General features: G+C 74.4%; 21 protein-coding genes, 1 tRNA gene and 1 pseudogene. 9 read left to right on the top strand and 14 right to left on the bottom strand.

Features of this window, described 5'->3' with window-relative positions; all coding sequences use genetic code 11:
• Nucleotides 1–91: 91 nt before the first annotated feature.
• The 6 genes and pseudogenes from D459_RS35145 to D459_RS0125335 form a co-directional block, all read right to left on the bottom strand.
• On the bottom strand, nucleotides 92–412 hold the full coding sequence (locus D459_RS35145) for a GNAT family N-acetyltransferase (protein WP_040711040.1): 321 nt from the start codon (nucleotides 410–412) through the stop codon (nucleotides 92–94).
• A complete protein-coding gene (locus tag D459_RS0125355; protein WP_017595808.1) occupies nucleotides 397–1,353 on the bottom strand; it encodes a DUF5996 family protein in 957 nt (318 codons plus the stop codon). Before D459_RS0125355 ends, D459_RS35145 begins: the two co-directional genes overlap by 16 nt.
• Nucleotides 1,354–1,393: 40 nt before the next feature.
• A complete protein-coding gene (gene narI, locus D459_RS0125350; RefSeq protein WP_040711061.1) occupies nucleotides 1,394–2,113 on the bottom strand; it encodes a respiratory nitrate reductase subunit gamma in 720 nt (239 codons plus the stop codon).
• 14 nt (nucleotides 2,114–2,127) lie between these two features.
• A complete protein-coding gene (narJ, locus tag D459_RS0125345) occupies nucleotides 2,128–2,853 on the bottom strand; it encodes a nitrate reductase molybdenum cofactor assembly chaperone (RefSeq protein WP_017595806.1) in 726 nt (241 codons plus the stop codon).
• A pseudogene (gene narH / locus D459_RS32745) lies at nucleotides 2,850–4,618 on the bottom strand (nitrate reductase subunit beta). The gene narJ and the pseudogene narH overlap by 4 nt, the downstream one beginning before the upstream one ends.
• On the bottom strand, nucleotides 4,618–8,319 hold the full coding sequence (locus D459_RS0125335) for a nitrate reductase subunit alpha (protein ID WP_026120749.1): 3,702 nt from the start codon (nucleotides 8,317–8,319) through the stop codon (nucleotides 4,618–4,620). The pseudogene narH and the gene D459_RS0125335 overlap by 1 nt, the downstream one beginning before the upstream one ends.
• Before the next feature lie 177 nt (nucleotides 8,320–8,496).
• Here D459_RS0125335 and D459_RS0125330 point away from each other — a divergent pair, with 177 nt between their 5' ends.
• Nucleotides 8,497–9,702 (top strand): MFS transporter, encoded by a 1,206-nt coding sequence (locus D459_RS0125330; protein WP_017595802.1) that lies wholly within the window; start codon nucleotides 8,497–8,499, stop codon nucleotides 9,700–9,702.
• A gap of 24 nt (nucleotides 9,703–9,726) precedes the next feature.
• Here the strand turns inward: D459_RS0125330 and D459_RS0125325 are convergent, their stop codons facing one another.
• The 3 genes from D459_RS0125325 to D459_RS0125315 all read right to left on the bottom strand — a co-directional run bounded on the left by D459_RS0125325 (nucleotide 9,727) and on the right by D459_RS0125315 (nucleotide 12,324).
• The gene (locus D459_RS0125325; RefSeq protein ID WP_017595801.1) at nucleotides 9,727–10,470 is read right to left on the bottom strand and encodes a hypothetical protein; all 744 of its coding nucleotides are present in this window, start codon (nucleotides 10,468–10,470) and stop codon (nucleotides 9,727–9,729) included.
• A gap of 59 nt (nucleotides 10,471–10,529) precedes the next feature.
• Nucleotides 10,530–10,604 (bottom strand) — tRNA-Asp (locus D459_RS0125320).
• A gap of 79 nt (nucleotides 10,605–10,683) precedes the next feature.
• A complete protein-coding gene (locus D459_RS0125315) occupies nucleotides 10,684–12,324 on the bottom strand; it encodes an ABC-F family ATP-binding cassette domain-containing protein (RefSeq protein WP_020380332.1) in 1,641 nt (546 codons plus the stop codon).
• Nucleotides 12,325–12,544: 220 nt separating this feature from the next.
• On the opposite strand from D459_RS0125315, the gene D459_RS0125310 reads away from it, so the two are divergent.
• Nucleotides 12,545–12,985, top strand: coding sequence for an RNA-binding S4 domain-containing protein (locus D459_RS0125310; RefSeq protein WP_017595799.1), 441 nt, complete (start codon nucleotides 12,545–12,547; stop codon nucleotides 12,983–12,985).
• A gap of 47 nt (nucleotides 12,986–13,032) precedes the next feature.
• Here D459_RS0125310 and D459_RS0125305 read toward each other — a convergent pair whose 3' ends face one another.
• Both D459_RS0125305 and D459_RS0125300 read right to left on the bottom strand, forming a co-directional pair.
• Entirely contained in the window at nucleotides 13,033–14,181 is a 1,149-nt protein-coding gene (locus tag D459_RS0125305) for an epoxide hydrolase family protein (RefSeq protein ID WP_017595798.1), read from the bottom strand.
• A gap of 225 nt (nucleotides 14,182–14,406) precedes the next feature.
• The gene (locus D459_RS0125300) at nucleotides 14,407–15,324 is read right to left on the bottom strand and encodes an SDR family oxidoreductase (protein WP_017595797.1); all 918 of its coding nucleotides are present in this window, start codon (nucleotides 15,322–15,324) and stop codon (nucleotides 14,407–14,409) included.
• Nucleotides 15,325–15,525: 201 nt separating this feature from the next.
• Between D459_RS0125300 and D459_RS36270 the strand changes: the two genes are divergently transcribed.
• Complete coding sequence (locus tag D459_RS36270; RefSeq protein WP_051065538.1) at nucleotides 15,526–17,055, top strand: hypothetical protein; 1,530 nt, start codon at nucleotides 15,526–15,528, stop codon at nucleotides 17,053–17,055.
• Between the two features lie 213 nt (nucleotides 17,056–17,268).
• Nucleotides 17,269–17,976, top strand: a complete 708-nt coding sequence (locus D459_RS0125290) for an exonuclease domain-containing protein (protein WP_275041865.1) — start codon at nucleotides 17,269–17,271, stop codon at nucleotides 17,974–17,976.
• 103 nt (nucleotides 17,977–18,079) lie between these two features.
• On the opposite strand, the gene D459_RS0125285 is transcribed toward D459_RS0125290, so the two are convergent.
• Nucleotides 18,080–19,042, bottom strand: a complete 963-nt coding sequence (locus D459_RS0125285; protein WP_017595795.1) for a TIGR03557 family F420-dependent LLM class oxidoreductase — start codon at nucleotides 19,040–19,042, stop codon at nucleotides 18,080–18,082.
• A gap of 186 nt (nucleotides 19,043–19,228) precedes the next feature.
• Between D459_RS0125285 and D459_RS0125280 the strand changes: the two genes are divergently transcribed.
• Nucleotides 19,229–19,804, top strand: a complete 576-nt coding sequence (locus D459_RS0125280) for an HD domain-containing protein (RefSeq protein WP_017595794.1) — start codon at nucleotides 19,229–19,231, stop codon at nucleotides 19,802–19,804.
• Between the two features lie 168 nt (nucleotides 19,805–19,972).
• Nucleotides 19,973–21,265 (top strand): M14 family metallopeptidase, encoded by a 1,293-nt coding sequence (locus D459_RS0125275; protein WP_017595793.1) that lies wholly within the window; start codon nucleotides 19,973–19,975, stop codon nucleotides 21,263–21,265.
• Between the two features lie 249 nt (nucleotides 21,266–21,514).
• Here D459_RS0125275 and D459_RS0125265 read toward each other — a convergent pair whose 3' ends face one another.
• Together D459_RS0125265 and D459_RS0125260 are read right to left on the bottom strand one after the other, a co-directional pair.
• Complete coding sequence (locus tag D459_RS0125265) at nucleotides 21,515–21,736, bottom strand: hypothetical protein (RefSeq protein WP_017595791.1); 222 nt, start codon at nucleotides 21,734–21,736, stop codon at nucleotides 21,515–21,517.
• Nucleotides 21,737–22,356: 620 nt separating this feature from the next.
• Nucleotides 22,357–23,088: an XRE family transcriptional regulator gene (locus tag D459_RS0125260; protein WP_241485125.1), complete on the bottom strand. Its 732-nt coding sequence runs from the start codon at nucleotides 23,086–23,088 to the stop codon at nucleotides 22,357–22,359.
• A gap of 188 nt (nucleotides 23,089–23,276) precedes the next feature.
• On the opposite strand from D459_RS0125260, the gene D459_RS0125255 reads away from it, so the two are divergent.
• The 3 genes from D459_RS0125255 (at nucleotide 23,277) to D459_RS0125245 (ending at nucleotide 24,533) form a co-directional block, all read left to right on the top strand.
• A complete protein-coding gene (locus tag D459_RS0125255) occupies nucleotides 23,277–23,525 on the top strand; it encodes a hypothetical protein (protein WP_017595789.1) in 249 nt (82 codons plus the stop codon).
• A 380-nt stretch (nucleotides 23,526–23,905) separates the two neighbouring features.
• On the top strand, nucleotides 23,906–24,031 hold the full coding sequence (locus D459_RS37435) for a hypothetical protein (RefSeq protein ID WP_275041864.1): 126 nt from the start codon (nucleotides 23,906–23,908) through the stop codon (nucleotides 24,029–24,031).
• A gap of 16 nt (nucleotides 24,032–24,047) precedes the next feature.
• Nucleotides 24,048–24,533: a GntR family transcriptional regulator gene (locus D459_RS0125245; RefSeq protein ID WP_017595787.1), complete on the top strand. Its 486-nt coding sequence runs from the start codon at nucleotides 24,048–24,050 to the stop codon at nucleotides 24,531–24,533.
• Nucleotides 24,534–24,546: the final 13 nt, after the last annotated feature.

Raw genomic sequence — 24,546 nt, 5'->3', positions numbered from 1 at the left:
CACCGCCCCGCCCGGCCCTCCCCCGGTGGTCTCGGCGTTCGGCCCGGTCAGCGCGGCTCGACGGGGCCGGGACGCCGAGACCGCCGCCCGGTCAGTCGGTGACCCTGCTCTCCGGGCGGTTGTAGACCAGGTCCCGGTAGTCCGGGTGGCGGGCGATCCAGCCCTGGTAGAACGGGCAGAGCGGAAGCACCACCAGGCCGCGGGAGCGGATGTGGTCCAGGGAGGCGCGGACGATCGCGCCGCCCACCCCCTTGCCCTCGTGGGCGGGGTCGACCTCGGTGTGGGTGAACACCACCATCTCCCCGGCCAGCAGGTACTCGGCGAACCCGGCGACGGTGCCGTCCGGGAGCCGGGCCTCGTACCGGCGCCGGGCCGGGACGTCGGCCACCTCCGGCCTCAGTTCTTCTCCCACCTGTTCCTCCTCTCCTTGTCGTAGCGGTCGGTCACCCCGTTCGGGCAGGCCAGCCGCTCGGTGTCCCAGCCCAGCAGGGACGCGCCCGCCCGGTAGGCCGCCTCGTAGAAGGAGAGCACCGCGGCCCTGGGGTCCTCGGCCTCCCGGGCCGCCCCGTAGCGGAGCACCGCGAGGTGCCCCCGGCCGCTCTCCACCCACCCGGCGCCGGCCGGCAGCCGGGCCTCGGCCAGGCCGGGCGGCTCCGGCGCGGTGTAGGAGTAGAACGCCGGCTCGGGGACCTGCTCGTCGCCGAACCAGAACCCGAAGCTGGTCACCTCCTCGGAGTAGGCCTCCCGGACCAGCGGGCCGGCCTCCTCCGGCTGCGGCGCCTCCGCGCCGCCGAACCGGGTGAGGGCGATGTCGAAGGTGTGCCAGAAGTGGTGCACCGGGCTGGTCTTGCCGGAGTAGCCGGCCGCGAACTCCTCCAGCACCGCGCCGACCTGGCCGAGCACCTGCCAGTACCGGTTGGCCCAGGCCGGCTGGTAGGTGGCGTGCTCGGTGTCCTCGGCGAACGGCCGGCCGGAGTCGGGCAGGTCGAACGGGTAGGGGCGGGCGATGTCGACGTGCACCCCGATCCCCTCCAGGGTGGACAGCACCTCCCGGTAGAACGACGCGACGCTCTGCCCGGTGAGCGGGAACGACGCCTCGCGGCCCTCGGCGGTGCGCGCCACCAGAAGGTGCCGGACGAAGTCGAAGTCGACGGTGAACAGCGGGTTTCCGTCCACCAGCCCCATCGGCCGGGTGGTGATGCCGGTGCCGGTCAACCGGAACGGCACGTGCCACCAGTGGTTCCGCCGCGGGCTGGAGGCCATCCTGATCTTGCCCACGATCTGCTCGAACCGGTGCAGCGTGGCCTTGGTCCGGTCCCACTCCTCCAGCGGGATCGGCGGGAAGAGCCGCATGGCCGGGCTCCCTTCTCGTCATCGGGCCGCGCCCGGCGGGTCATCCCCAGCCGCGGCGGACCGGCCGGGTCGCCCGACCGCCCGCCTCCCCCCGGGAGCGGTACACCACGTACGGGCGGAACAGGTAGAACCAGGGGACGCTGAACGCGTGCACCAGACGGGTGAACGGGAAGAGCGCGAACAGCGCCATCCCCACCAGGACGTGCACCTTGAAGACCGTGCCCGCGGCGGCCATCGCCCCGACGTCCGGCCGGAGCACCCAGATGCTCCGCCACCACACCGACACCGTGGTCCGGTAGTCCGGCTCGTGCCCGCCGGTGAACTCGGCCGCGGTGGAGACCAGCGTGGTGGCCAGCCCGGCGAGGATCGCCAGCAGCAGCACCGCGTACATCGCCTTGTCGTTGGCGGTGGTGGCGCTGAACACCGGCCCCGCGGTGCGCCGCCGCCAGACCAGCAGCGCCACCCCGGCCAGGGTGCACACCCCGGCCACCGCGCCCAGCCCCAGCGCCACCGCGTGGTAGGCGGCGTCGGTGACGCCCAGCGCCGCGGTCCACGACTTCGGAACCGCCAGCCCCACCGCGTGCCCGACGATCACCACCAGCAGCCCGAAGTGGAACAGCGGGCTGCCGATGCGCAGCAGCCGCGACTCGTACAGCTGCGAGGAGCGGGTGGTCCAGCCGAACTGGTCGTAGCGGTGGCGCCAGACCGCGCCGCCGATGAACAGCACCAGCACCACGTAGGGCAGCACGCCCCACAGCATCACGCCGGCCGGGCTCACCGCGGCCCCTCCGCCGACGGGTCGAACGGCGCCGGGGCGCCCATCGCGGGCATGCCCAGCTGCACCGGCCCGGCGGCGCCGGCCGCGCCGTCGCCGCCGGCCGCGCCGTAGGGCTCCAGGCCGACGTCCTCGGCGGGCGGCCCCTGCTCGGCGAGGCGGCGGGCCTCGGCGCGCTGCGCCGCCGCGGGCGGCGGGAGCGTCGCCGCGACCGCGTCCACCACCTCGGCGTAGGGCGTGCCGTGCTCGTGCAGCCCGGCGCGGAGCAGCTCCAGGCCCGGCTGGAACCGGACCAGCAGCGCCCGGCCCCACTCCGAGTCGCCGCGGGCGGCGAACTCCAGCAGCACCGACAGGTGGTCCGGGAGCTCCTGCGGGCCCGGCCGCCAGCCGCACCCGGCGTAGACCTCCTTGAGCCGGGCCAGCGTGTGCCCGCGCCTGCGGGTGTCGCCGTCGGTGTAGAAGGTCATGTGCAGCGCGCGGCGGCGGCGCATGTCGAAGGTCTCCACGTAGTGCGCGGCCAGCTCCAGCTCGGGCGTGGAGGCCGCGAACGAGCAGAACCGGTCCAGGGCGGTGCGCGGGCCGCCGCGGGGCAGCTCCAGCACGGCGGCCCTGATCCCGGGCAGCCGCTCGAAGAACGCCCGGTCCGGGTAGTCCAGCAGCAGTGCGGCGGCGCGCCGCACCACCGCGGTGTCCCGGTCGCGCACCTGCCTGGCGTGGCTCTTCACCGGTCCTCCTCCCGGTCGGCGCGGCGCTCCCCGGGGCCGTGTTCTCCGGGACCGTGTTCTCCGGGGAAGAGCCCCTCCGGGCGGCCGTTGCCGTCCCAGTTGAGCAGGTTCACCCTGCCCCGGAGGTCGTCCCGGTCGGCCGGCGCGTCGCTGGTCTGGCGCATCCGCAGCGCGTGGAAGGTCTCCACCCCGGCCGGGTCGGGGCGGCCCGAGGCCTCGCCGAGCGGCGGGCCGAGCGCCCGGCCGTGCGAGGCGCCCATGCCGCCCATGCCCGGGCCGCCCTCGTAGTCCAGGCTGCACCCGATCTCGTCGATCACGCCCCGGTCGGCGTCGTCCACCCCGTAGGCGGTGGGGATGACGTAGCGGTCCTCGTACTTGGCCAGGGCGAGCAGCCGGTACAGCTCCTCGATCCGCTCCGGGTCGGTGCCGGCCGACTCCGCGATCGAGGGGTCCGGCTCCTGGCCGAGGTTGATCCGGCGCATGTGCGAGCGCATCGCGGCGAGCGTGCGCAGCGACGCCTCGACCGGCGCCGGGTCGCCCGCGGTGAACAGCTCGGCGAGGTACTCCACCGGGATGCGCAGCGTGTCGATGGCGCCGAACAGGTTGCCGGCGTCCTCGCCGTCGTGCCCGGTGGAGGCGAGCGCGTCCACCACCGGGGAGAGCGGCGGGATGTACCAGACCATCGGCATGGTGCGGTACTCCGGGTGCAGCGGCAGCGCCACCCGGTGCCGGACGGCCAGGGCGTGCACCGGGGACCGGCGGGCCGACTCCACCCACCGGTCCGGCACCCCGTCGCGCAGGGCCGCCGCCCGCACCTCGGGGTCCTCCGGGTCGAGGAAGACGCCGAGCTGGGCCCCGTACAGATCGCGCTCGTCGGCGACCGCGGCGGCCTCGCCGACCCGCTCCGCGTCGTAGAGGACCACGCCCAGGTAGCGCAGCCGGCCCACGCAGGTCTCCGAGCAGACGGTGGGCATGCCCACCTCGATGCGCGGGTAGCACATCGTGCACTTCTCGGCCTTGCCGGTCTTGTGGTTGAAGTAGACCTTCTTGTACGGGCAGCCGGTGACGCACATCCGCCACCCCCGGCACCGGTCCTGGTCGACCAGGACGATGCCGTCCTCGGAGCGCTTGTACATCGCGCCGGAGGGGCAGGACGCCACGCAGGACGGGTTGAGGCAGTGCTCGCAGATCCGCGGCAGGTAGAACATGAAGGTCTGCTCGAACTCCAGCCGCACCCTGTCCCCGAGCCGCTGCACCACCGGGTCCCGGGAGGCCAGCTCGGGGCCGCCGGCCAGGCCAGGTCGTCGTCCCAGTTGGCGCTCCACTCCACCTGCATCGGCTCGCCGGTCAGCAGCGACCGGGGCCGGGCCACCGGCGCGTCGTCGCCCAGCGGCGCGCTGATCAGGTGGTCGTAGTCGTAGGTCCAGGGCTCGTAGTAGTCCTCGATGGACGGCATCAGCGGGTTGGCGAAGATGGTCGCCAGCTTCCTGATCCGCCCGCCGGCCCGCGGTTTGAGCCAGCCGGAGCGGGTCCGCGCCCAGCCGCCCCGCCACCGCTCCTGGTCCTGGTAGCGGCGCGGGTACCCCTGGCCGGGGCGGGTCTCCACGTTGTTGAACCAGACGTACTCCACGCCGCTGCGGTTGGTCCAGGCCTGCTTGCAGGTGACCGAGCAGGTGTGGCACCCGATGCACTTGTCCAGGTTCATCACCATGGCGACCTGCGCCATGACGCGGCCGATCGGCCGCCCGCCGCTCGTGCCCGCCATCAGTACCTCACCTCGCTCGTGCGCCTGCGGACCACGGTGGTCTCGTCGCGCTGGTTGCCGGTCGGGCCGATGTAGTTGAAGGCGTAGCTGAACTGGGCGTATCCGCCGATGAGGTGGGTGGGTTTGACCAGCAGCCGGGTCAGCGAGTTGTGGATGCCGCCGCGCTTCCCGGTGGTCTCGGTGCGCGGCATGTCCACCGTCCGCTCCTGGGCGTGGTAGATGTACACGGTCCCGGCGGGCATCCGGTGCGAGACGGCCAGGCGGGCGGCGATCACCCCGTTCCGGTTGACCGCCTCCACCCAGTCGTTGTCCCGGGCGCCGATCGCCTCGGCGTCGACCGGGCTCATCCACAGCACCGGGCCGCCCCGGGAGAGGGTGAGCATGAGCAGGTTGTCCTGGTACTCGGAGTGGATGGACCACTTCGAATGCGGGGTGAGGTAGCGGACCGCGACCTCGCGCCGGCCGTCCGGGCCCAGGTGCGGCTCGCCGAACAGCCGGTGCATGTCCAGCGGCGGCCGGTACACCGGCAGCTGCTCGCCGAACTCCGCCATCCAGTCGTGGTCGAGGTAGAAGTGCTGCCGCCCGGTGAGGGTGTGCCACGGCTTGCCGTTCTCCACGTTCACCGTGAACGGCGAGTAGCGGCGGTCCGGCGCCTCCTTGCCGGACCACTCCGGGCTGGCGCCGACCGGGGTCGGCCGCGCCTGGGCGTCGCCGAACACCACCCGGCGCTCCCGGCCGTGCTCGATCAGGTCGGAGAAGTCGGCGCCGGTGCGCTCGGCCAGCCGGGTGAAGCCCTGCGCGGCCAGCCGCCCGTTGCTGGTGCCGGAGAGCGCCAGGATCATCTCGCACGCCTTGACGTCGGTGTCCAGCGACGGCCGGCCGTCGGCGGGGCCGCCGCGCACCGCCCCGTTCCGCCGCCGCAGCCACTCCACCTCCTCGTCGGGGGTGAACGAGACGCCCTTCACCGGCAGCCCGGCCTCCTCGGCGAGCGGGCCGAGCGCCGCCATCCGCTCGGCCACCGCCGGGTAGTCGCGCTCCACCACGACCAGGGCGGGCATGGTGCGCCCGGGCACCGGCCGCTCCCCGGACGCCTTCCAGTCCGGCGCGGTCCCGCCGGGCTGGGCCAGCTCGCCGGGGGTGTCGTGGCCGTGCGGGACCGCCACCAGGTCGGCGGCCCGGCCCAGCCGGGTCTCGGCCATCTCGCTGAACACCCGGGCCAGCGCGTGGAAGGCGTCGAAGTCGGTGCGGGCCTGCCAGGGCGGGTCGATCGCCGGGGTGAACGCGTGCACGAACGGGTGCATGTCGGTGGTGGACAGGTCGTGCTTCTCGTACCAGGTTGCGGCCGGCAGCACGATGTCCGACATCAGCGTGGTGGTGGTCATCCGGAAGTCCAGGGTGACCAGCAGGTCGAGCTTGCCCTCCGGGGCCTGCTCGCGCCAGGCGAGGTCGTTCGGCCGGTGCCCGGGGCCGGCCTGCTCTCCCTGGACCGCGGAGTCGGTGCCGAGCAGGTGCCGGGAGAAGTACTCGCTGCCCTTGGCGGAGGAGCCGAGCAGGTTGGACCGCCACACGGTGAGCACCCGCGGCCAGTTCTCCGGCGCGTCCGGGTCCTCGCAGGCGAACCGGAGCCGGCCGGCGTGCAGCTCCCGCACCGCGTAGTCGGCCGGGTCCAGGCCGGCCTCCTCGGCCTGGCGGACGATGCGCAGCGGGTTGCGGTCGAAGGTCGGGTAGGAGGGCATCCAGCCCATCCGGGCGGAGGCGGCGACCAGGTCGGCGGTGTGCCGGCCGGCCACCTCGCCCGGCCCCAGCGGCGAGGTGAGCGCGTCGGCGCCGTAGGTGTCGTACCGCCACTGGTCGGTGTGGAGGTACCAGTAGGCGGTGCCGGCCATGAAGCGCGGCGGCCGGGTCCAGTCCATCGCCGAGGCGTAGGCCGCCCACCCGGTGCTGGTGCGGCACTTCTCCTGGCCGACGTAGTGCGCCCAGCCGCCGCCGTTGACGCCCTGGCAGCCGGTGAGCAGCAGCAGGGTGAAGAACGCCCGGTACATGGTGTCGCCGTGGAACCACTGGTTGGTGCCGGCGCCCAGCACGATCATCGCCCGGCCGCCGCTGGCCTCGGCGGTCGCGGCGAACTCGCGGGCGATCCGGGCGGCCCGGTCGGCCGGCACCCCGGTGATCGCCTCCTGCCAGGCCGGCGTGTAGGGCAGCGACGGGTCGCCGTAGCCGGCCGGCCACTCCCCGGGCAGCCCCTCGCGGGCCACCCCGTACTGGGCCATGACCAGGTCGAAGACGGTGGTGACCAGGTGGCCGCCGATCCGGCGGGCGGGCACCCCGCGGCGCAGCGCCCGGCCGGAGCCGTCCTCTGCGTCGAACCGGGGCAGCAGCACCTCCACCGGTTCGGCGCCCTCGGCGCCGTGCAGGGTGAGCCGCGGGGTGCGGCCGTCCAGGCCGAGGTTCCACCGGCCGGCGCCGTCGGCGCCCCAGCGGTGGCCGAGCGTCCCGGCGGGCGCCACCGGCGAGCCGTCGGCCTCGTCGGCGAAGAGCGGCTTCCAGCGCGCCTCCGGCTCCCCGGCGAGCTCCTCGACGTCGGCGGCGGTGAGGAACTTGCCGGGCACCCGGGAGCCGTCCTCCCGCTCCTCCAGCCGGACCAGGAACGGCAGGTCGGTGTAGCCGCGCACGTAGGAGTCGAAGGCGGGCACGGTGCGCCGGGCGAAGAACTCGGTGAGCACCACGTGGCCCATGGCCATGGCCAGCGCACCGTCGGTGCCGGGGTGGGCGGCCAGCCACTCGTCGGCGAACTTCGCGGCGTCGCTGTAGTCCGGGGCCACCACCACGACCTTCTGGCCCCGGTAGCGGGCCTCGGCCATCCAGTGCGCATCGGGGGTGCGGGTGACCGGCACGTTGGAGCCCCACAGCACCAGGTAGGCGGCGTCCCACCAGTCGCCGGACTCCGGGACGTCGGTCTGGTCGCCGAACACCTGCGGGGAGGCCACCGGCAGGTCGGCGTACCAGTCGTAGAAGGAGAGCATGGAGCCGCCGAGCAGGTTCACGAACCGGGCGCCGACCCCGTGCGAGACCTGCGACATCGCCGGGATCGGGGAGAACCCGGCGATCCGGTCCGGGCCGTGCGCGGCGATGGTGTGCACGTGCGCGGCGGCGGCGATCTCCAGCGCCTCGTCCCAGGTGATCCGGACCAGCCCGCCCTTGCCGCGGGCCGAGTGGTAGCGGCGGCGCTTCTCCGGGTCGGTGCTGACCTCGGCCCAGGCGGCGACCGGGTCGCCCAGCCGGTCCCGGGCCTCCCGGTACATCTCCACCAGCACCCCGCGGGCGTAGGGGTAGCGGACCCGGGTCGGCGAGTAGGTGTACCAGGAGAACGCGGCGCCGCGCGGACAGCCGCGCGGCTCGTACTCGGGGCGGTCCGGGCCGACCGACGGGTAGTCGGTGGCCTGGGTCTCCCAGGTGATGATGCCGTCCTTGACATAGACGTTCCACGAGCACGACCCGGTGCAGTTCACCCCGTGGGTGGAGCGGACGACCTTGTCGTGGCTCCACCGGTCGCGGTAGAAGACATCGCCCTCGCGGCCGCCGGACTTGAATTCGGCGCGCATGTCGGCGGTGGTCGGAGTTCTCGTCAGATATGTTCCGAGGCGTAGCAGAGAATCACCGGCAACACCGCTGCGACCGGCGCTTTTGCCGTCATCGGCCATGAACATCACTCGCCTTTTACTCCGCGCCGCGACACCGTCGTACCACGCAGAGGAAATCATCGGCCGCTTTGTTCGGTGAATCCACCCCGACACGCCTTTCGCCTTCTCGCGCCTAATTCGGATTTCCCGCGGATCCGTTTAGCCTGAATCGGGACTCCGCGCCGAGGAGGCGATCCGATGAGCACGAGGGAACCCGGGACCGACGCGCCCGCCGCCGGCACGGCCGGCGGCGCCGGGGCCAACCTGGCCCTGGCCACCGCCGCGTTCGCGCTCACCTTCTGGGCGTGGAACCTGGTGGGCCCGCTGTCCAGGACCTACACCGAGCAGCTGGCGCTGACCCCGTCCCAGACGTCGCTGCTGGTGGCGTTCCCGGTGCTGGTCGGGTCGCTGGGCCGGATCCCGGTGGGGGTGCTCACCGACCGGTACGGCGGCCGGGCCATGTTCACCGCGATCTGCCTGATCAGCATCGTCCCGGTGTTCCTGGTCGGCGTCTCCGGCGGCTCCTACCCGATGCTGATGCTGTGGGGGTTCTTCCTCGGCGTCGCGGGCACCTCGTTCGCGGTCGGCATCCCGTTCGTCAACGCCTGGCACTCCCCGTCCCGGCGCGGCTTCGCGACCGGCGTCTTCGGCGCCGGGATGGGCGGCACCGCGCTGTCCGCGTTCCTCACCCCGCACCTGGCGGCCGCGCTGGGGCTGTTCGGCACCCACCTGGCGATGTGCGCCGCGCTGGCCGCGATGGGCGCGGTGATGTGGCTGTTCAGCCGGAACGCCCCGGGGTGGCGGCCGAGCACCGGCCCGGCGCTGCCGCGGATGCGCGAGGCGCTGCGGCTCCGCGCCACCTGGCAGGCGTCGCTGCTGTACGCGGTGGCGTTCGGCGGGTTCGTGGCGTTCTCCACCTACATGCCGACGCTGCTCACCGCCGCCTACGACTTCGCGCAGACCGACGCCGGGCTGCGCACCGCCGGGTTCGCCCTGGTCGCGGTGGTGGCCCGGCCGATCGGCGGGACGCTCTCCGACCGCGTCGGGCCGGTGCGGGTCTGCCTGGCGTCGTTCCTGGGCACCGCGCTCTTCGCGGTCCTGCTCTCCTTCCACCCGCCCGCCGAGTTCCCCGCCGGGTTGACCTTCGTGCTCATCGCATTCTCCCTGGGGTTGGGCACCGGCGGGGTGTTCGCGCTGGTCGCGAAGGTGGTGGAGCCGTCCCGCGTGGGCACCGTCACCGGCCTGGTCGGCGCGGCCGGCGGGCTGGGCGGCTACTTCCCGCCGCTGGTGATGGGCGCCGTCTACCAGGCCACCGGGGCCTACACCATCGGGTTCGTGCTGCTGGCCGCGGTCGCACTGGGCGTCGCCCTGTACACCTCCCGGGCGTTCCGCTCGATCACCTGACCCCGCGCGGCCGGAGGCGCGCGGTCAGCGCTCCGCGGCCGGGCGCAGGTCGGCGGCGCGGACCAGGACCGCGGCGCGGTTGCCGACGCGCACCCGCTCCAGGGCCGCGACGCCGGCGGGCAGGGCGACCTTGCGGGCGCGGGCCGAGACCGCCAGCACCGCGTGGTCCGGCAGCACCCCGGCCACCGCAGTGAGCAGCGCGTGGACCGGGTCGGCGCCCGGCGGGGCGCCGTGCCAGCGGGCCAGGCCGCCGTAGGGCACGTCGGTGATGACCGCGTCGACCGGGCGGGGCGGCGACCCGGGCCGGAACGCGTCCTCCACCCGGGCCTCGGCCGGCAGCGGCCCGCCGCCGGCCTCCAGCACCGCGGCGAGCCGGCGGGCCGCCGCGGCCCGCTCCGCGAACGACCCCCGGCCGGTCCCGGCGCCGGCGGCGAGCAGTTCGCGCTCGCGCTCGGCCAGCCCGCCCGGGGCGAGCAGGGCCAGGTTGCGCCGGGCGATGCCGACCGCGTCCGGGTCGGCGTCGCCGGCCAGCACGTGCGCCAGCTCCGCGCGGTGCAGCAGCCCCAGCGAGGCGGCCAGGTGGCCGCTGCCGCAGCAGGGGTCCCACAGCCCGGCGGGGCGGCGCTCCGGCAGGTGCGACAGGACCCGGCCGAGCAGCTCCTCGGCGAGCCGGACCGGGTAGCCGGGGTGGCCGGGGGCGGACCGCAGCACGGTGCCCGAGGCCAGGTCGGAGCGGTCGGCCCGGTCGGTCGCGAAGCGGTAGGCCACGGTTCCTCCCCGGGGACGACGAAGGCCCGGAACCGTGCGGTTCCGGGCCTGGATCGATGCGGTCCTGACGGGATTTGAACCCGCGGCCTCCACCTTGACAGGGTGGCGAGCACTCCTAACTGCTCCACAGGACCATTCGCGCGTCTCCCTGGGGAGCCCGCGTCCGGTAGGAACACTCTACCGGTCTTTTCCAGTGGTTCGCGCCGCCGGTGCTCACCGGTCCCGGCGCACCCGGCGCTCGTCCCACACCGGTTCGCCCGACTCGTAGACGGTCCCGTCCTCGCCGAACACCAGGAACCGGTCGAAGGACCGGGCGAACCAGCGGTCGTGCGTGACGGAGAGCACCGTCCCCTCGAACCCGCCCAGGGCCGCCTCCAGCGCCTCGGCGGACTCCACGTCGAGGTTGTCGGTCGGCTCGTCGAGCAGCAGCATGGTCGCCCCGGACAGCTCCAGCAGCAGCACCTGGAACCGGGCCTGCTGTCCGCCGGAGAGCGCGTCGAACCGGGTGTCCCGCCGGTGCAGCAGCTCGTAGCGCTGGAGCGCGGGGGCGGCCCTGTCCAGCTGCATGGCGTGGTCCTCGGCGAGGATCCCGGCGAGCGTGCGGCCGTTCCACTCCGGGTGCTCGTGGGTCTGCGCGAAGTGGCCCGGCACCACCCGGGCGCCGAGCTTCGCCGCGCCGGAGTGGCGGACCGACCCCGGGTCGGCGAGGAGCCGCAGGAAGTGCGACTTGCCGGACCCGTTGGAGCCGAGCACCCCGACCCGCTCGCCGAAGAAGACCTCGGCGTCGAACGGCTTCATCAGCCCGGTCAGCTCCAGGCCGGTGCAGGTCAGCGCGCGCACCCCGGTGCGGCCGCCGGCCAGCCGCATCCGGATGTCCTGCGCCCGCGGCGGCTCCGGCGGCGGCCCGGCCTCCTCGAATTTGCGCAGCCGGGTCATGGCGGCCCGGTACCGGCTGGCCATGTCGTCGTTGTTCGCGGCCTTCTGCCGCAGGCCGCGCACCAGCTCGCGGAGCTGGGCGTGCCGCTCGTCCCAGCGGCGGCGCAGCTCGGCGAAGCGGGCGTGCCGGTCCTCCCGGGCCCGGTGGTAGCTCTCGAAGCCGCCGCCGTGCACCCAGGCCGTCGCGCCGGCGCCCTTGCCGCCCTCCAGGGTGACGATGTGCGTGGCGGTGGCGGCGAGCAGCTCGCGGTCGTGGCTGATGAACAGGACCGTCTTGGCGGTGGAGCGGAGCCGCTCCTCCAGCCAGCGCTTGCCCGGCACGTCCAGGTAGTTGTCCGGCTCGTCGAGCAGGAGCACCTCGTCCGGGCCGCGCAGCAGCGCCTCCAGCACCAGCCGCTTCTGCTCGCCGCCGGAGAGCGTGCCCAGCTCCCGGTACTGGGCCCGGGCGTAGGGGGTGCCGAGCGCGGCGACGGTGCACACGTCCCACAGCACCTCGGCGTCGTAGCCGCCCGCGTCCGACCAGTCGGAGAGCGCCTGGGCGTAGCGGAGCTGGACCTGCTCGGCGTCGTCCTCCATCATGGCCAGCTCGGCGGCGTCCAGCTCGGCCCCCGCCGCGCGGACCGCCGGCGGCGACACCGACAGCAGCAGCTCGCGCACGCTCGCCTCCGGCGGCAGCGCCCCGGCCCCGTGCGAGCCGATGAACTGGCGCATCACCCCGACCCGGCCGCTGCCGGCGACGGTGCCCTCGGTCGGCTGCTCGTCCCCGGCGATGATGCGCAGCAGCGTCGTCTTCCCGCTGCCGTTCGCGCCGACCAGGACCGCCTTCATCCCCTCCCCGACCCGGAAGGACACCTCGTCCAGCAGCATCGCCCCGTCGGGCAGGCGGTGGCCCACCCCGGCGACGTCGATATGGCCCATGCCCGCCACTATGCCGACGGCGCCCCGCCCCGGTCGAACGGTTTTCCCGCACCGGCCCCGGGAGCCGCCGCCCGGCGGGGCCGGCCGCGTCCGCCCGGGTCGCGGAGATCGGCCGGAGGCGGCGCGGGGGCGGCCGCCGACCGTAGAGTGCACATGAGGAGGGCCCGGGCGCACCGGTCCGGACCCGACCGGGACCGTCCGCCGAGGGGAAGGACCGACCGTGACCGAGGACCGCCGGGACGATGCCGCCCCCGCACCGCGGCCGCCGCTCCCGCAGGGGCCGCCGAGCACCCGCGTGGACAAGTGGCTGTGGGCGGTGCGCCTGGTCAAGACGCGCGCCGACGCCGCGCAGGCGTGCCGCGGCGGCCACGTCCGGGTGAACGACAAGCCCGCGAAGCCCGCCGCCTCCGTGTCCCCCGGCGACGAGGTCCGGCTCCGGCTGCACGGCACCACCCGGATCGTCGACGTCGGCCACATCCTGGAGAAGCGGGTCGGCGCGCCGATCGCGGTGCGCTGCTACACCGACCGCACTCCGGCGCCGTCCCCGAGCGCGCCGCCGCAGGCCTTCGCCGCCCCGCCGCGCCGCGACCGCGGCGCCGGCCGCCCCACCAAGCGGGACCGCCGCCGGATGGAGCGCCTCCGCCAGGACGGCCTCGGCTGATCCCGGGGCCGCCCGGGACGGCCTCCCGGGCGGCCCCGCCGCTCCGGCTACCCGGCGATCAGCTCCGCGGTGAAGGCGCGGACGTCGTCGACCAGCAGGTCGGGGGCCTGGAGCGAGGCGAAGTGGCCGCCGCGGTCGAACTCGGTCCAGCGGACGATCCGGTTGGAGCGCTCGGCGAAGGCCCGCACGGCGCCGTCGCCCGGGAAGACCGCGACCGCGGTCGGCACCCCCGAGACCGGCCCGCCGTAGAACTCGTCGCCGCATTCCTTGTACAGCCGGGCCGCCGACCCGGAGGTGCCGGTGAACCAGTAGATCGAGGCGTTGGTCAGCACCGCGTCCCGGTCCACCGGGGTCTGCACGGCCCGCGCCGGGTCGTAGTCGACGAACCACTCCAGGTTCCAGGCGAGCATGCCGACCGGGGAGTCGTTCAGCGCGTAGGCGATGGTCTGCGGCCGGGTGGAGTGCATGATCGCGTACCCGGACCGCTGCTCCCACTCGGCCGCCCCCGCGTGCACCTGCGCCGCCTCCTCCTCGGTGAGGCCGGCCATCGGGTCCTCGCTCTCCCAGTCCGGGCCGGCGCCGACCAGCGCGTTCAGGTGCACGCCCAGCATGTGCCCGGCGTCGATCCGGCCGAGCTCGGGGGAGATGATCGCGCCGGCATCGCCGCCCTGGGCGATGTAGCGGTCGTAGCCGAGCCGGCGCATCAGCTCCGCCCAGGCGCGGGCGACCCGGGGCGGCCCCCAGCCCTTCTCCCGGGTCGGCCCGGAGAAGGCGAAGCCGGGGATGGACGGCGCGACCACGTGGAACGCGGGCGCGTCCGGCGCCCCGTGCGCGTCCGGGTCGGAGAGCGGGCCGATGATGTCCGGGAAGTCCGCGATGGTGCTCGGCCACCCGTGGGTGAGCAGCAGCGGGACGGCGTCCGGCCGGGGCGAGCGCACGTGCGCGAAGTGCACGTTCTGCCCGTCGATCCCGGTGCGGAACTGCGGGAGCGCGTTGAGCCGCGCCTCCTGGGCCCGCCAGTCGAACCCGTCCCTCCAGTACTCGGCCAGTTCGCGCAGGTGGCCGGGGTCCACCCCGTACTCCCAGCCGACCCCGGGCAGCGCGTCCGGCCACCGGCAGCCGTCGATCCGCCGGTGCAGTTCGTCGATGTCGCCCTGCGGGACCTCGACGCGGAACTTCTCGATCGCTTCGCTCATGGGCCCGAAGCTAGGAGCGATCGCGGACCTTTCATGTCCGCGTTCGCCGCGCGCACCGTTTTTTCTCCGCGCAGCGGCGGGACCTGCCCGGACGGCCCGCCGCACGCGGTCCGCCCCCTTCCGGCCGGCGCCTCCGCGGCCGGTCCGCACGCGCGGGCCATCCCCGGTGTCCGGGCCGGCCGGTGGCGGAGGCCGCCCTCCGCCGCCGGCCGGCCCGGGTCCCGGTCAGCGGTAGCCGGTGGCGTCGGCCGCGCGGCCCGGCTGCTCCACCTCGGCGATGTAGCGCCAGGCGTCCGGACGGCTGCCGTCGGCGTCGGTGAAGCCGTAGACCTTGGCCAGGTGGCCGCTGGACAGGGTCTGCCCGGTCCACCGCCCCTTCTCCGGGTCCGCGGCCAGTGCCGCGACGCCGCGCCCCACCAGGACCGGGCTCTCCGAGATGCAGAAGTGCGGCACCTCCTTCAGCGCGTCCCGCCAGTTCTCCTCGGTCACCCCGTAGTGCTCCAGCATCGCCTCCGAGCGCAGCCAGCCGGGGGTGACCGCCACCGCCGTGCCGCCCAGGTCGCGCAGCTCGTGCGCCTGGGCCTTGGCCATCCGCTGCACCGACACCTTCACCAGGTCGTAGAAGAAGCCGACGTCGGCCCGGTAGGCGGCGTTGAAGGCGTCGGTCCCGTCGGTCATCTCCACCACCAGGCCGCCCGGGCGCCGGTTGAGCAGCGGGAGCGCGTGGTGGCTGGTGATCGCGTGGGTGTCGATGCCCAGCCGGAGCATGCGCAGCCCCTCCTCCAGCGAGTGCTCCCACAGCCTCCGGCTGAAGCGGGCGTAGATGTCGCCGCCCCAGATGTCGTTGACCAGCACGTCCAGCCGGCCCTGCTCGGCGTCGATCCGCTCGACCAGCGCCGCGACCTGGTCCGGTTCCAGGTGGTCCACCCGGATCGCGATGCCCTTGCCGCCGGCCCGGTCGACCAGTTCGGCGGTCTCCTCGATCGTCTCCGGGCGCCCCATCTCCGATGCCTGCTCCCGGGTGGTGCGGCCGGTGACGTACACCGTCGCCCCCGCCCGGCCCAGCTCCACCGCGATCCCCCGCCCCGCGCCCCGGGTGCCCCCGGCGACCAGCGCGACCTTGCCCTGCAGGCCGTCTCCCATGATTCCCTCCGCGTTCCCGTTCGCGCCTTCCCTCTCCGTCACCCGAAAGTTCTACGGCACGTTCCTGCCATCCGCTGTCAGGAATGGCCGGTGTCGGCCCGGATAGCAAAAACTTCCCCTCGGGAGACGGGGCGGTGGCCCTCTCAGCGCGTCCCATGGAGAGAGGCGGACGCCGCGGGCGCACGAGCGGAGGAGGACCCGATGATCACCGGGACAGGGCCGAACGACCCCGCGCGGATCGGCCCCTACCGGGTGGTGGGGAGACTCGGCGGGGGCGTCTACCTCGGAGAGGACGCCTCCGGGCGGCGGGCGGCCGTACACCTCCTCGACGAGGGCGCCGACCCGGGCGCGCTCCCGCCGGCGGCGCGCTGCACCCCGGAGGTGCTGACGGCCGACCCGGACGCGGACCCGCCCTACCTCGCCACCGCCTACGTGCCCGGCCCGGACCTGTACACCGCGGTCCGGGAGGGCGGCCCGCTCACCGGCTCCGAACTGGACCGGACCGCGATCGCCGCGGCCACCGCGCTGGCCTCGCTGCACCTGCGCGGCGCGGTGCACGGCGGCCTCTCCCCGGGGTGCGTGATCCTCGGCCCCGACGGCCCCCGGGTCGTCGGGACCGATCCCCGCACCGCGGCACAGGGCGTCTTCGCCCAGGCCACCCCGGCCGCCGACGTGTTCGCCTGGGCCGAGACGGCGGCGTTCGCGGCGCTGGGCCGCGCCCCCTTCTCCGGTGCGGAGGCGCCGACCGTCCCGCTCCGCCTCTCCGGGGCCCGCGCCGATCTGGGCGGCGCCCCCGAGCCCCTCCGGTCGCTGCTGGCGGCCTGCCTGAACGAGGACCCGGGCCTCCGCCCGTCCGCGTCCGGCCTGGTCGCGGCGCTCATCGGCGGCGAGGAGGGCGACCCCGGACTGCTGGACCGCGGCGCCGCCGCGGCCGACGACCCGACCACCCTGGCGTTCCCCGCCGTCCCCCTCCCGTCCGCGCCGCCCGCCGCCCGGGAGCCGGCGGAGCGGCCCTCCGACGGCGGGGACGGGGACGGCCGGATCACGGTCCGCGACACCGCGGTGCCGCCGCTGCCCCCGCCGCCTCCGGTGCTGCCGGAGCGCTCGGGTGCGCCGGTCGCCCGCCGGGTGGTGGCCGCCGAGCCGCCGGACCGGGAGGAGGGCGCCCCGGCCGGCCGGGAGGGCGCGGGCGGCGCCGACCGGAGGGCGGCGGGGAGCGCCGCCGGGCCGCCGTCCCGGATGCGCCGGCGCGCGGGCCGGGAGCGGCGGCGGAACAGGATCCTGCTCGGGGTGGCCGCGGCCTGGCTGGCGGCCCTGGCCGGGCTGGCCGGCTGGGCCGGGCTGAACCGGGACGCCCCTGCGGGGGTGGAGGCCGACCGCGTCGCGCCGGACGCCCCGGTCTCCTCGCCCGGGTCCTCCCCGGACGGGGCGCCCCGCGACCGGGGCGGGCCCGATCCGACCGCGCGGGCGGAGCCCGTCCCCGTCCAGGAGCCCGGGATCGCCCCCTCGCCGAGCATCCCCGAGGAGCCGACGGAGGACCCCACCGACGAGCCCACCGACGGGCCGACGGACGACCCGACCGGCGACCCGACGGACGGCCCCACGGACGGTCCGACCGACGGACCGACCGACGGCCCCACGGACGGTCCCACCGACGGACCGACCGACGGACCGACCGACGGCCCCAGCGGCGAGCCCAGCGCCGGACCGACCATCTTCACCGGCGCCTGACCCCGCCCGGGCCGGGAGCCGCACCCGCCGGGGCGCGGGGCGGGACGCGCGGCGCCGTCCCGCGTTCCTCCGCGCTCTTCTCCCGCGTTCCGGACGGTCAGAGGCCCGGCGTACGGTTTCATGGTCGGTGTCGCCCGTCCCCGGGACACCGGACGCGTTCCCCCGGCGCGCTCGGGGGAAGGCACCGGGGGACAGCGACCGGAAAGAGGCAATGTGAGCGACTGGCATCTCCGACCCATGGCCGCCTTCGACCTGGAGACCACCGGCACCGATGTGGAGGCCGACCGGGTGGTCACCGCCGCGGTGATCAGGATCGACCCGTCCACCGGCGGCAAGCAGGTCCGCTCCTGGCTGGCCGACCCGGGGGTGGAGATCCCCGTCGAGGCCTCCGACATCCACGGGGTGACCACCGAGCGGGCCCGCACCGAGGGCAGGCCGGCCGCCGAGGTGCTCGGCGAGATCGCCGCCGAACTGGCCGAGCTCACCGACAAGGAGGTGCCGGTGGTCGCGTTCAACGCCGCCTTCGACCTCACCCTGCTCGACCGCGAGCTCACCCGGCACGGCAGCCCCACCGACTTCGGCGGCCGGATGCGGGTGATCGACCCGATGGTGCTCGACCGCCAGATCGACCGGTACCGCAAGGGCTCCCGCCGCCTGGTCGACGTGTGCGCGCACTACGGCATCCGGCTCGACCCCGGCGACGCGCACGGCTGCGAGGCCGACGCGCTGGCCGCGGCCCGGCTGGCCTGGCGGCTCGGCTCCACCCGGCCCGAGCTGGCCGCGATGGACATCGACGACCTGCACCAGGCCCAGCGCGCCTGGCGCGCCGAGCAGGCCGCCTCCCTGGAGGCCTACCTCCGCCGCGCCAAGGACCCGCAGGCCGTGGTGGAACGGGACTGGCCGCTCATCCCGGTGCGCTGACCCCGGCCGGCGGCCGCCCCACCCCGATGGTCCCGACGTTCCGGCCCTATCAGAGCGCTCCGAAAGGGCCGGAACGTCAAGACCATCGGCGGCCCGGCCCGGGTCACCCGGCGCCGGCGCGGAGCGGGCCGAGCAGCTCGGCGGCGCAGTAGTCGAGGAACTCGTCCGGGTCGCCGCCCGCGTTCATCAGCGCCAAGTGGTCGTACCCGGCATCGGCGAACGCCCGCGCCTGGGCGAGGTGCTCCCCCGGGTCCGGGCCGGCCGAGACCATCCCGGCGATCTGCTCCACGGTCACGCTCCCGGCCGCCGCCTCGAAGTTCACCGGGTTCGGCAGCTCCGCCATGGTCTTCCAGCCGCCCGCGGCGAACCGGAGCATCCGGTGCGCGGCCTTGAGCGCCGCGTCCCGGTCCCGGCCCACCGCCAGCGGCACCTCGTTGTACCGCGGCCCGGCGCCCCCGGCCCCGGTGTAGGCCTCGACCAGGTCCGACCGCGGCTCGTTGGCGAACAGCCCGTCGCCGAGCTCCGCGGCCAGCGCGGCCGCCCTCCCGCCGCCGGCCGCCACGATCAGCCGCGGCGGCTCCTCCGGCAGGTCGAACAGGCGGGCGTCCTCCAGCGAGAGGTGCCTGCCCCGGAACGACCGGTACCCGCCGGACCACAGCAGCCGGATGATCTGCAGCCCCTCGCGGAGCATCTCCTGCCGGACGTCCACCGACGGCCACGCCGCGCCGACCACGTGCTCGTTGAGCCGCTCCCCCGAGCCGACCCCGAGGAAGTGCCGGCCCCCGGCCAGCAGCGCCGTCGTCGCCGCGGCCTGCGCGACGACCGCCGGGTGGTAGCGCACCGACGGGCAGGTCACCCCGGTGCCCAGCTCGATCCGCTCGGTGCGCTCGGCGATCGCGGCCAGCACCGACCAGGCGAACGGCGAATGCCCCTGGTCGTGCAGCCACGGGTGGAAGTGGTCGCTGACCTCGACGAAGTCGAACCCGGCCCGCTCGGCCCGGACCGCCTGCCGGACCAGCTCCCGCGGCCCGTGCTCCTCGGCCATCAGCTTGAACCCGATCCGCATGCCTCTCCCCTCCGGGCACCCGGTTCCGGCGCCCGGGGACGGGCGTTGCCGCTCCGGCGGCCCGGGTAACCGGAACCGGGGCGATCTTGGCCCGCCGATGACCCGCCCGGGAACCCGGCCCGGCCCCCGCGCGTCTTCCCGCGGACGGAACGGAACGGAGCGGACGGCACGGAGAGGAGCACCGGCATGGCGGACCCGACCGGAGTGCCCGAGGAGGCCGAGACGCCGCTGCCCGTCGAGGCGGAGCGGCTGCTGCACGCCGCGGGGGCGCCGCCCCGGCTGCTGGCCCACGCCCGGCTGGTGTGCGGCACCGCCGCGCGCCTGCTCGACCTGCTGGAGCGGCGCCGCCCCGGCCTCGGCGCGGACCGCGGCGCGGTGCTGTTCGGCGCGGCCGTGCACGACATCGGCAAGACCGTGCACCCGGCGGAGCTGACCGCGCCGGGGCACCTGCACGAGCGGGCCGGCGAGGAGCTGCTGACCGGGCTCGGGGTGCCCGCGCACCTGGCCCGGTTCTGCCGCACCCACGGCGACTGGGACCGCGACGGCGTCCCGCTGGAGGACCTGCTGGTCGCCCTGGCCGACAAGGTGTGGAAGGGCGCCCGGGTGGAGGCGCTGGAGACCCGGGTGGTGCGGACCGCGGCGGCCGCGCACGCCCTGCCCGCCTGGGAGGTCTTCGCCGAACTGGACGACGTCCTGTCCGAACTGGCCTCCGGCGCGGAGGAGCGGATCGCTTACCAGACCCGGCATCCCGCGGCCAGGTGAGTCCGGTGGCCGGTTCCGGCCGGGCGGTTCCGCGCCGGGTCGGCGGGGTGGTCCCGGACCTGCGCCGCGCCCGCTGCGCAGCGGATCGTTGACATCGCTCCCCGTGTCCGAATCCAATTGACGGGTGCATGAGCCTCACTCCCCCCACCCCGCTAGGAGGCCCACCCCATGCGCACGCGCACCGCGCTCGCGGCCGCACCTCTGGCCGCGCTGCTCCTCTCCCTCCTGCCCTCGGGCGCGGCGGCCGACCCCGCCGACGGACCCGGGCAGTACCTGGTCACCGGCCCGGACACCGCCGAGGAGCGGACCGAGGTGGCCCGCACCGGCGCCGCCGTCGACGAGGTCGGCGACGGCTCGGTGGTGGTGACCGCCACCGAGGAGCAGGCCGAGGAGATCGACGGCCTCGGCCACACCGTCACCGCGCTGCCCGGCCCGGAGGACCGGGGCGGCGCCGGGGTCCGCGACTTCCCGCCGGAGGACTCCGACTTCCACTCCTTCGCCGAGCTCGGCGAGGTGGTGGACGAGACCGTCGCGGACCACCCCGACCTCGCGGCCAAGCAGGTCGTCGGCACCTCGCACGAGGGCCGCGAGCTGATCGCGGTGAAGATCACCTCCGACGTCGGCACCGACCACGACCGCCCCGAGGTGCTGTTCACCCACTCCCAGCACGCCCGCGAGCACCTGACCGTGGAGATGGCGGTCTACCTGCTGCGCACCCTCACCGGCGAGTACGGCAGCGACCCCGAGGTGACCGAGATGGTCGACACCCGGGAGATCTGGATCCTGCCCAACGTCAACCCGGACGGCAGCGAGTACGACATCGCCGACGGCTCCTACAAGTCGTGGCGGAAGAACATGCAGCCCAACGAGGGCACCGGCACCACCGGCACCGACCTGAACCGGAACTGGGCCTACGAGTGGGGCTGCTGCGGCGGCTCCTCCGGGAACCCCGCCGACATCACCTACCGCGGCGCGTCCCCCGAGTCCGCCCCCGAGGTGAAGCAGGTCGCCGACTTCGTCCGCAGCCGGGTGGTCGGCGGCGAGCAGCAGATCACCGCGGCCATCGACTTCCACACCTACGGCGAGCTGGTGCTCTGGCCCTACGGCCACACCTACGGCGACACCGCCCCCGGGATGAGCCGGGACGACTACGACGCGCACGCCGCCCTGGGCACCATGATGGCCGACACCAACGGCTACACCCCGCAGCAGTCCAGCGACCTCTACATCACCGACGGCTCGATCAACGACTGGCTCTGGGGCGACCAGGGCATCTTCAGCTTCACCTTCGAGATGTACCCCTCCAGCGGCGGAGGCGGCGGCTTCTACCCCGGCGACGAGATCATCCCGGCCGAGACCTCCCGCAACCGCGAGGCGGTCCTGACCCTCCTCGACTACGCCGACTGCCCGTACCGCTCCATCGGCAAGGAGGCCGAGTACTGCGAGGCCCCCGCGGCCTGACCGCCGGCGGGCCCCCGCCCCTGAGCGGGGGCCCTGCCGGGGAGCAGCGAGGGCCCTCCCGGGGAACGGAGTGCACATGACCAGCGGAGCGGCCGCGTCCATCTCCCTCTCGTCCCCGGAGCCGTTCTGAGGACCACCGCCGAGCGGTGGCGCGCGCCTCCGAGCGCCTCCGGCATCCCGCCTGGCCGGGGATCCGCACCGGGCTCTCGGCCGCCGAGAAGGCCCTGAGGGTCTGATCCTCGTCCCAGTTCAGCGGGTCGATGAACAGCGGCCCACCACCGTGGGAGGACGGCTCCAGACAGGCCGCCCGCGCCCACCGCCCGACCCGACGCTCGGCTCCGCGAAGTAGCGGGCGCCGATGAGCTGCACCCGCGTGGCCGCGTGCTCGAAGAACTGGTCGCCGAGGCCGACCAGGGCGTGCGGCGACCACCGGCACATGAAGAAGCCCCGTGTCCTGCCATCGCAGGTCACGGGGCTTTTCTCGTGCTACTTCGGGGTGGCCAGGGGCGGGGTCGAACCGCCGACCTTCCGCTTTTCAGGCGGGACAGCCTCCCCCGCTCCTCCTCATCGCCGTGCGAGCACCCCAGAGATCGGCCGGCGAAGAACGCCGAGGGTCGCTGTCGTTGCTGTCCTGCTGCTGTCAGTCCGACTCGTTCTCCGGCGCAGCTCACGAGAGGAAGAAACCGTGTCGCTTTCTCGGCAGTGACCACAGCGGCGGGCCACCACGGTAACGGTCCGGAGTGGCCGATCGCGCGAGCGGCCTGCACCCCGGACAGGGCCGCATCGCGCGAGCGGGTGCTCCGGGTCCCGGGGGTCCATGGGGGCGGTAGCCCCCTGGTTCCACACGTCATCGGCCCGACCGGAACGCCTTCCGACCGTCGCTCCGCTGAGGGTCTGCTCTACGGCGGCGCGCCCCCGCATCGGGCGGTGACGAGCGAGCGACAGCCACCACCGCCGCCCCGGCCGCCGTCCGCACGCTGGGACCGGGCGGCAGCCCGCAGCCCAGCGGCGGACGGCAGGCCGCGACGGCGCGGGAGCGCCGGCGCCTTGATCTCATATAGCCGGATTCGGCAACGGAACGGTCTGCGGGTTCACGGCTCGACCTGCTTCGCGCACTTCCAGACCAGTTCGAAGCTGCGCACATAGGTCTCGGCCATGTCGGGAGACGAGGCGCGGTCGATCTCGACCACCGGGGTCTTTGCCGCAGGAAACCCGTGGACGTGCTGATTGATGAGAAGTCGGCTCTCGGTCAGATAGACGGAGTTGTACAGGACGGTGGAGTGCGTCCGGATCTCGACTCCGTCGATGTCGAGCAGCGGACGGAAGAGCAGCAGCGCGTTACGGGCCCTGGCCGCCAGAGCGTCGCCGATCCCCTCGGCCTCTCCGCGCTGCTTCACCTGCCGGGATTCCGGGTCTCCAAGGATGATCCGAACGTCCACCCCGGCCCCGGCCCTCTCCGCCAGGATCTCCAGCATGCCGGCGTCGTCGGCCAGGAAGAGGCCGCTGTAGACCAGGATCCCGATCTCCTGTCGGGCAGACGCGAACAGATCTCGCCAGGCTTCCCGGGGTACTTCCCAGCGTCGGGCGTACACCCGGTAGGCGTGCTCGGAGAGCGGAGGGTCCTCCTGGGACCGGTCCTCCTCCGGCCAGAGTGCCACCTCCTCGACCTGGAGCAGATCGGCCACCGCCCAACGGTGCCGCGGGTAGGGCCGCTGACCGGAGAGCCACCGCTGCACCGTCTTCGGATCCACGCCGAGCTGCGCGGCCACATCGGTCTCGGTGAGTCGGGACGCGGCCATCGCTTTGCGCAGTGCACTGTTCACGTCGGCGCCCTCCGGGGTGGGGGATCCCGACGATAACAGAAGACGTCCCTAGACGTCCCTCAAGAAGTCCGATACGTGGTGCACATGTCCGCCTGCTCCGAGCATCGTCGTCCCAGGTAGCGAAGACCCCCGCGAGCGGTCTGAACACTCCGGGGGCGCGGTTCTCACCTGATTGGAGCAGGCGGAACATGCGGAACCTTATCGCGCGCCTCTGGCCGCGCAATCCCTCTGCGGAACGCCCCCTCGGGGCGACGTCCTACGCGGCGGTGCGGTTCACTCCTCCGCCCCGGGCGTACGCCGTGACGCCGCTGGCCAGGATGGTCCGGCCCTATGTCCTGCACGCCGAACGGCACCGCGAGGTGAAGCGGATCGACCGGAGCCGGCTCGGGCTGGGAGTCCTCCTCGACATCTCCCGAAGGGAGGTGATGGCGGCATGAAGGCCGACGGCGCCCCTGACCCGCTGCTCCGCCTCCTCCGGCATCACTACGGCGGGCTGTGGTCGATCAGGCGGACCGCCCGCTTGTGGATCGCGACCACGACGGACGACACGGTCCAACACGCGCCGACCCTCATCGAAGAGGACTTGGAGACCTTCGTCCGCCAGCTGGAGAACCCCCCTTCGGGGGCGGGGAGATCGGCAGTGTGGCAAGGGCCACGCGCTGGAAGCAGGGCCTGGAAGGGGCCTACCGAGAACGGCCCTCCGGAGGGGTGAGGGCCGGCCGCCGGGCGAACGACTCCATGTGCATCGTCCGAGCGGTCAAGGGCATCCGTCCGGTGTCGACCGGGGGAAGGCCTCCGGGCCGGTAGGCACCGGCGGATGTTCCAGCAGTACAGCAGCCGGATGCTGGACGGCTATCGCAAAGTATCGCTGTTTATCGGCTGGCTACCGCCTTCTATCGCTGGTTATCGCTCCAGCCGAGTACCTTGGATTTTTGCCACCTGAAGCCGGAGGAACCCGCTTGAGCCCGCGTACGACCCCCTGGGGCACCTACAACCAGATCGCGGATTCGCTCCGTGGCCGGATCACCCGTGGGGAGCTCACCCCGGGAGACGCCGTCCCGTCGGAGTCCGCTCTGGGACAGGAGTTCGGTGTCGCACGCACCACCGTCCGCCGTGCTCTGGCCGCACTCGAAGCCGATGGACTGATCAAGGCCCTTCCCGGGACCGGCCGCGTCGTCTGCTCCGCGGAAGAGCAGAAGGCGACGACCTCCGAGGCTCTGCCGGCTCAGTACCGGCGGATCGCCGCCGAACTCAAGGAACGGATCACCAGCGGCGACCTGGCCCCCGGGGACGCCCTGCCCAGTGAAGCCGCGATCGTGCGCAAGTACGACGTCTCCCGGGGAACCGCCCGCCAAGCCCTCTCCGAGCTGGAAGGGACGGGGCTGATCGTCGCCGTGCACGGCAAGGGCCGGTTCGTCAGAGAGCCCGGAATGGGCGCGGGCTAGCCTGCTACATGTG

The sequence above is a fragment of the Nocardiopsis potens DSM 45234 genome (assembly GCF_000341105.1).
Classification (GTDB): domain Bacteria; phylum Actinomycetota; class Actinomycetes; order Streptosporangiales; family Streptosporangiaceae; genus Nocardiopsis_A; species Nocardiopsis_A potens.
Note: the sequence above shows the minus strand (reverse complement) of the source record. Positions and strands in the feature narration are given on the sequence as shown.

Excerpts from the sequence above, each read along its gene's own strand:
- D459_RS0125355 (WP_017595808.1), bottom strand. The coding sequence starts at position 1,353 with ATGCGGCTCTTCCCGCCGATCCCGCTGGAGGAGTGGGACCGGACCAAG.
- narI (WP_040711061.1), bottom strand. The coding sequence starts at position 2,113 with ATGCTGTGGGGCGTGCTGCCCTACGTGGTGCTGGTGCTGTTCATCGGC.
- D459_RS0125335 (WP_026120749.1), bottom strand. The coding sequence starts at position 8,319 with ATGGCCGATGACGGCAAAAGCGCCGGTCGCAGCGGTGTTGCCGGTGAT.
- D459_RS0125330 (WP_017595802.1), top strand. The coding sequence starts at position 8,497 with ATGAGCACGAGGGAACCCGGGACCGACGCGCCCGCCGCCGGCACGGCC.
- D459_RS0125315 (WP_020380332.1), bottom strand. The coding sequence starts at position 12,324 with ATGGGCCATATCGACGTCGCCGGGGTGGGCCACCGCCTGCCCGACGGG.
- D459_RS0125305 (WP_017595798.1), bottom strand. The coding sequence starts at position 14,181 with ATGAGCGAAGCGATCGAGAAGTTCCGCGTCGAGGTCCCGCAGGGCGAC.
- D459_RS0125300 (WP_017595797.1), bottom strand. The coding sequence starts at position 15,324 with ATGGGAGACGGCCTGCAGGGCAAGGTCGCGCTGGTCGCCGGGGGCACC.
- D459_RS36270 (WP_051065538.1), top strand. The coding sequence starts at position 15,526 with ATGATCACCGGGACAGGGCCGAACGACCCCGCGCGGATCGGCCCCTAC.
- D459_RS0125285 (WP_017595795.1), bottom strand. The coding sequence starts at position 19,042 with ATGCGGATCGGGTTCAAGCTGATGGCCGAGGAGCACGGGCCGCGGGAG.
- D459_RS0125280 (WP_017595794.1), top strand. The coding sequence starts at position 19,229 with ATGGCGGACCCGACCGGAGTGCCCGAGGAGGCCGAGACGCCGCTGCCC.
- D459_RS0125275 (WP_017595793.1), top strand. The coding sequence starts at position 19,973 with ATGCGCACGCGCACCGCGCTCGCGGCCGCACCTCTGGCCGCGCTGCTC.
- D459_RS0125255 (WP_017595789.1), top strand. The coding sequence starts at position 23,277 with ATGCGGAACCTTATCGCGCGCCTCTGGCCGCGCAATCCCTCTGCGGAA.
- D459_RS37435 (WP_275041864.1), top strand. The coding sequence starts at position 23,906 with ATGTTCCAGCAGTACAGCAGCCGGATGCTGGACGGCTATCGCAAAGTA.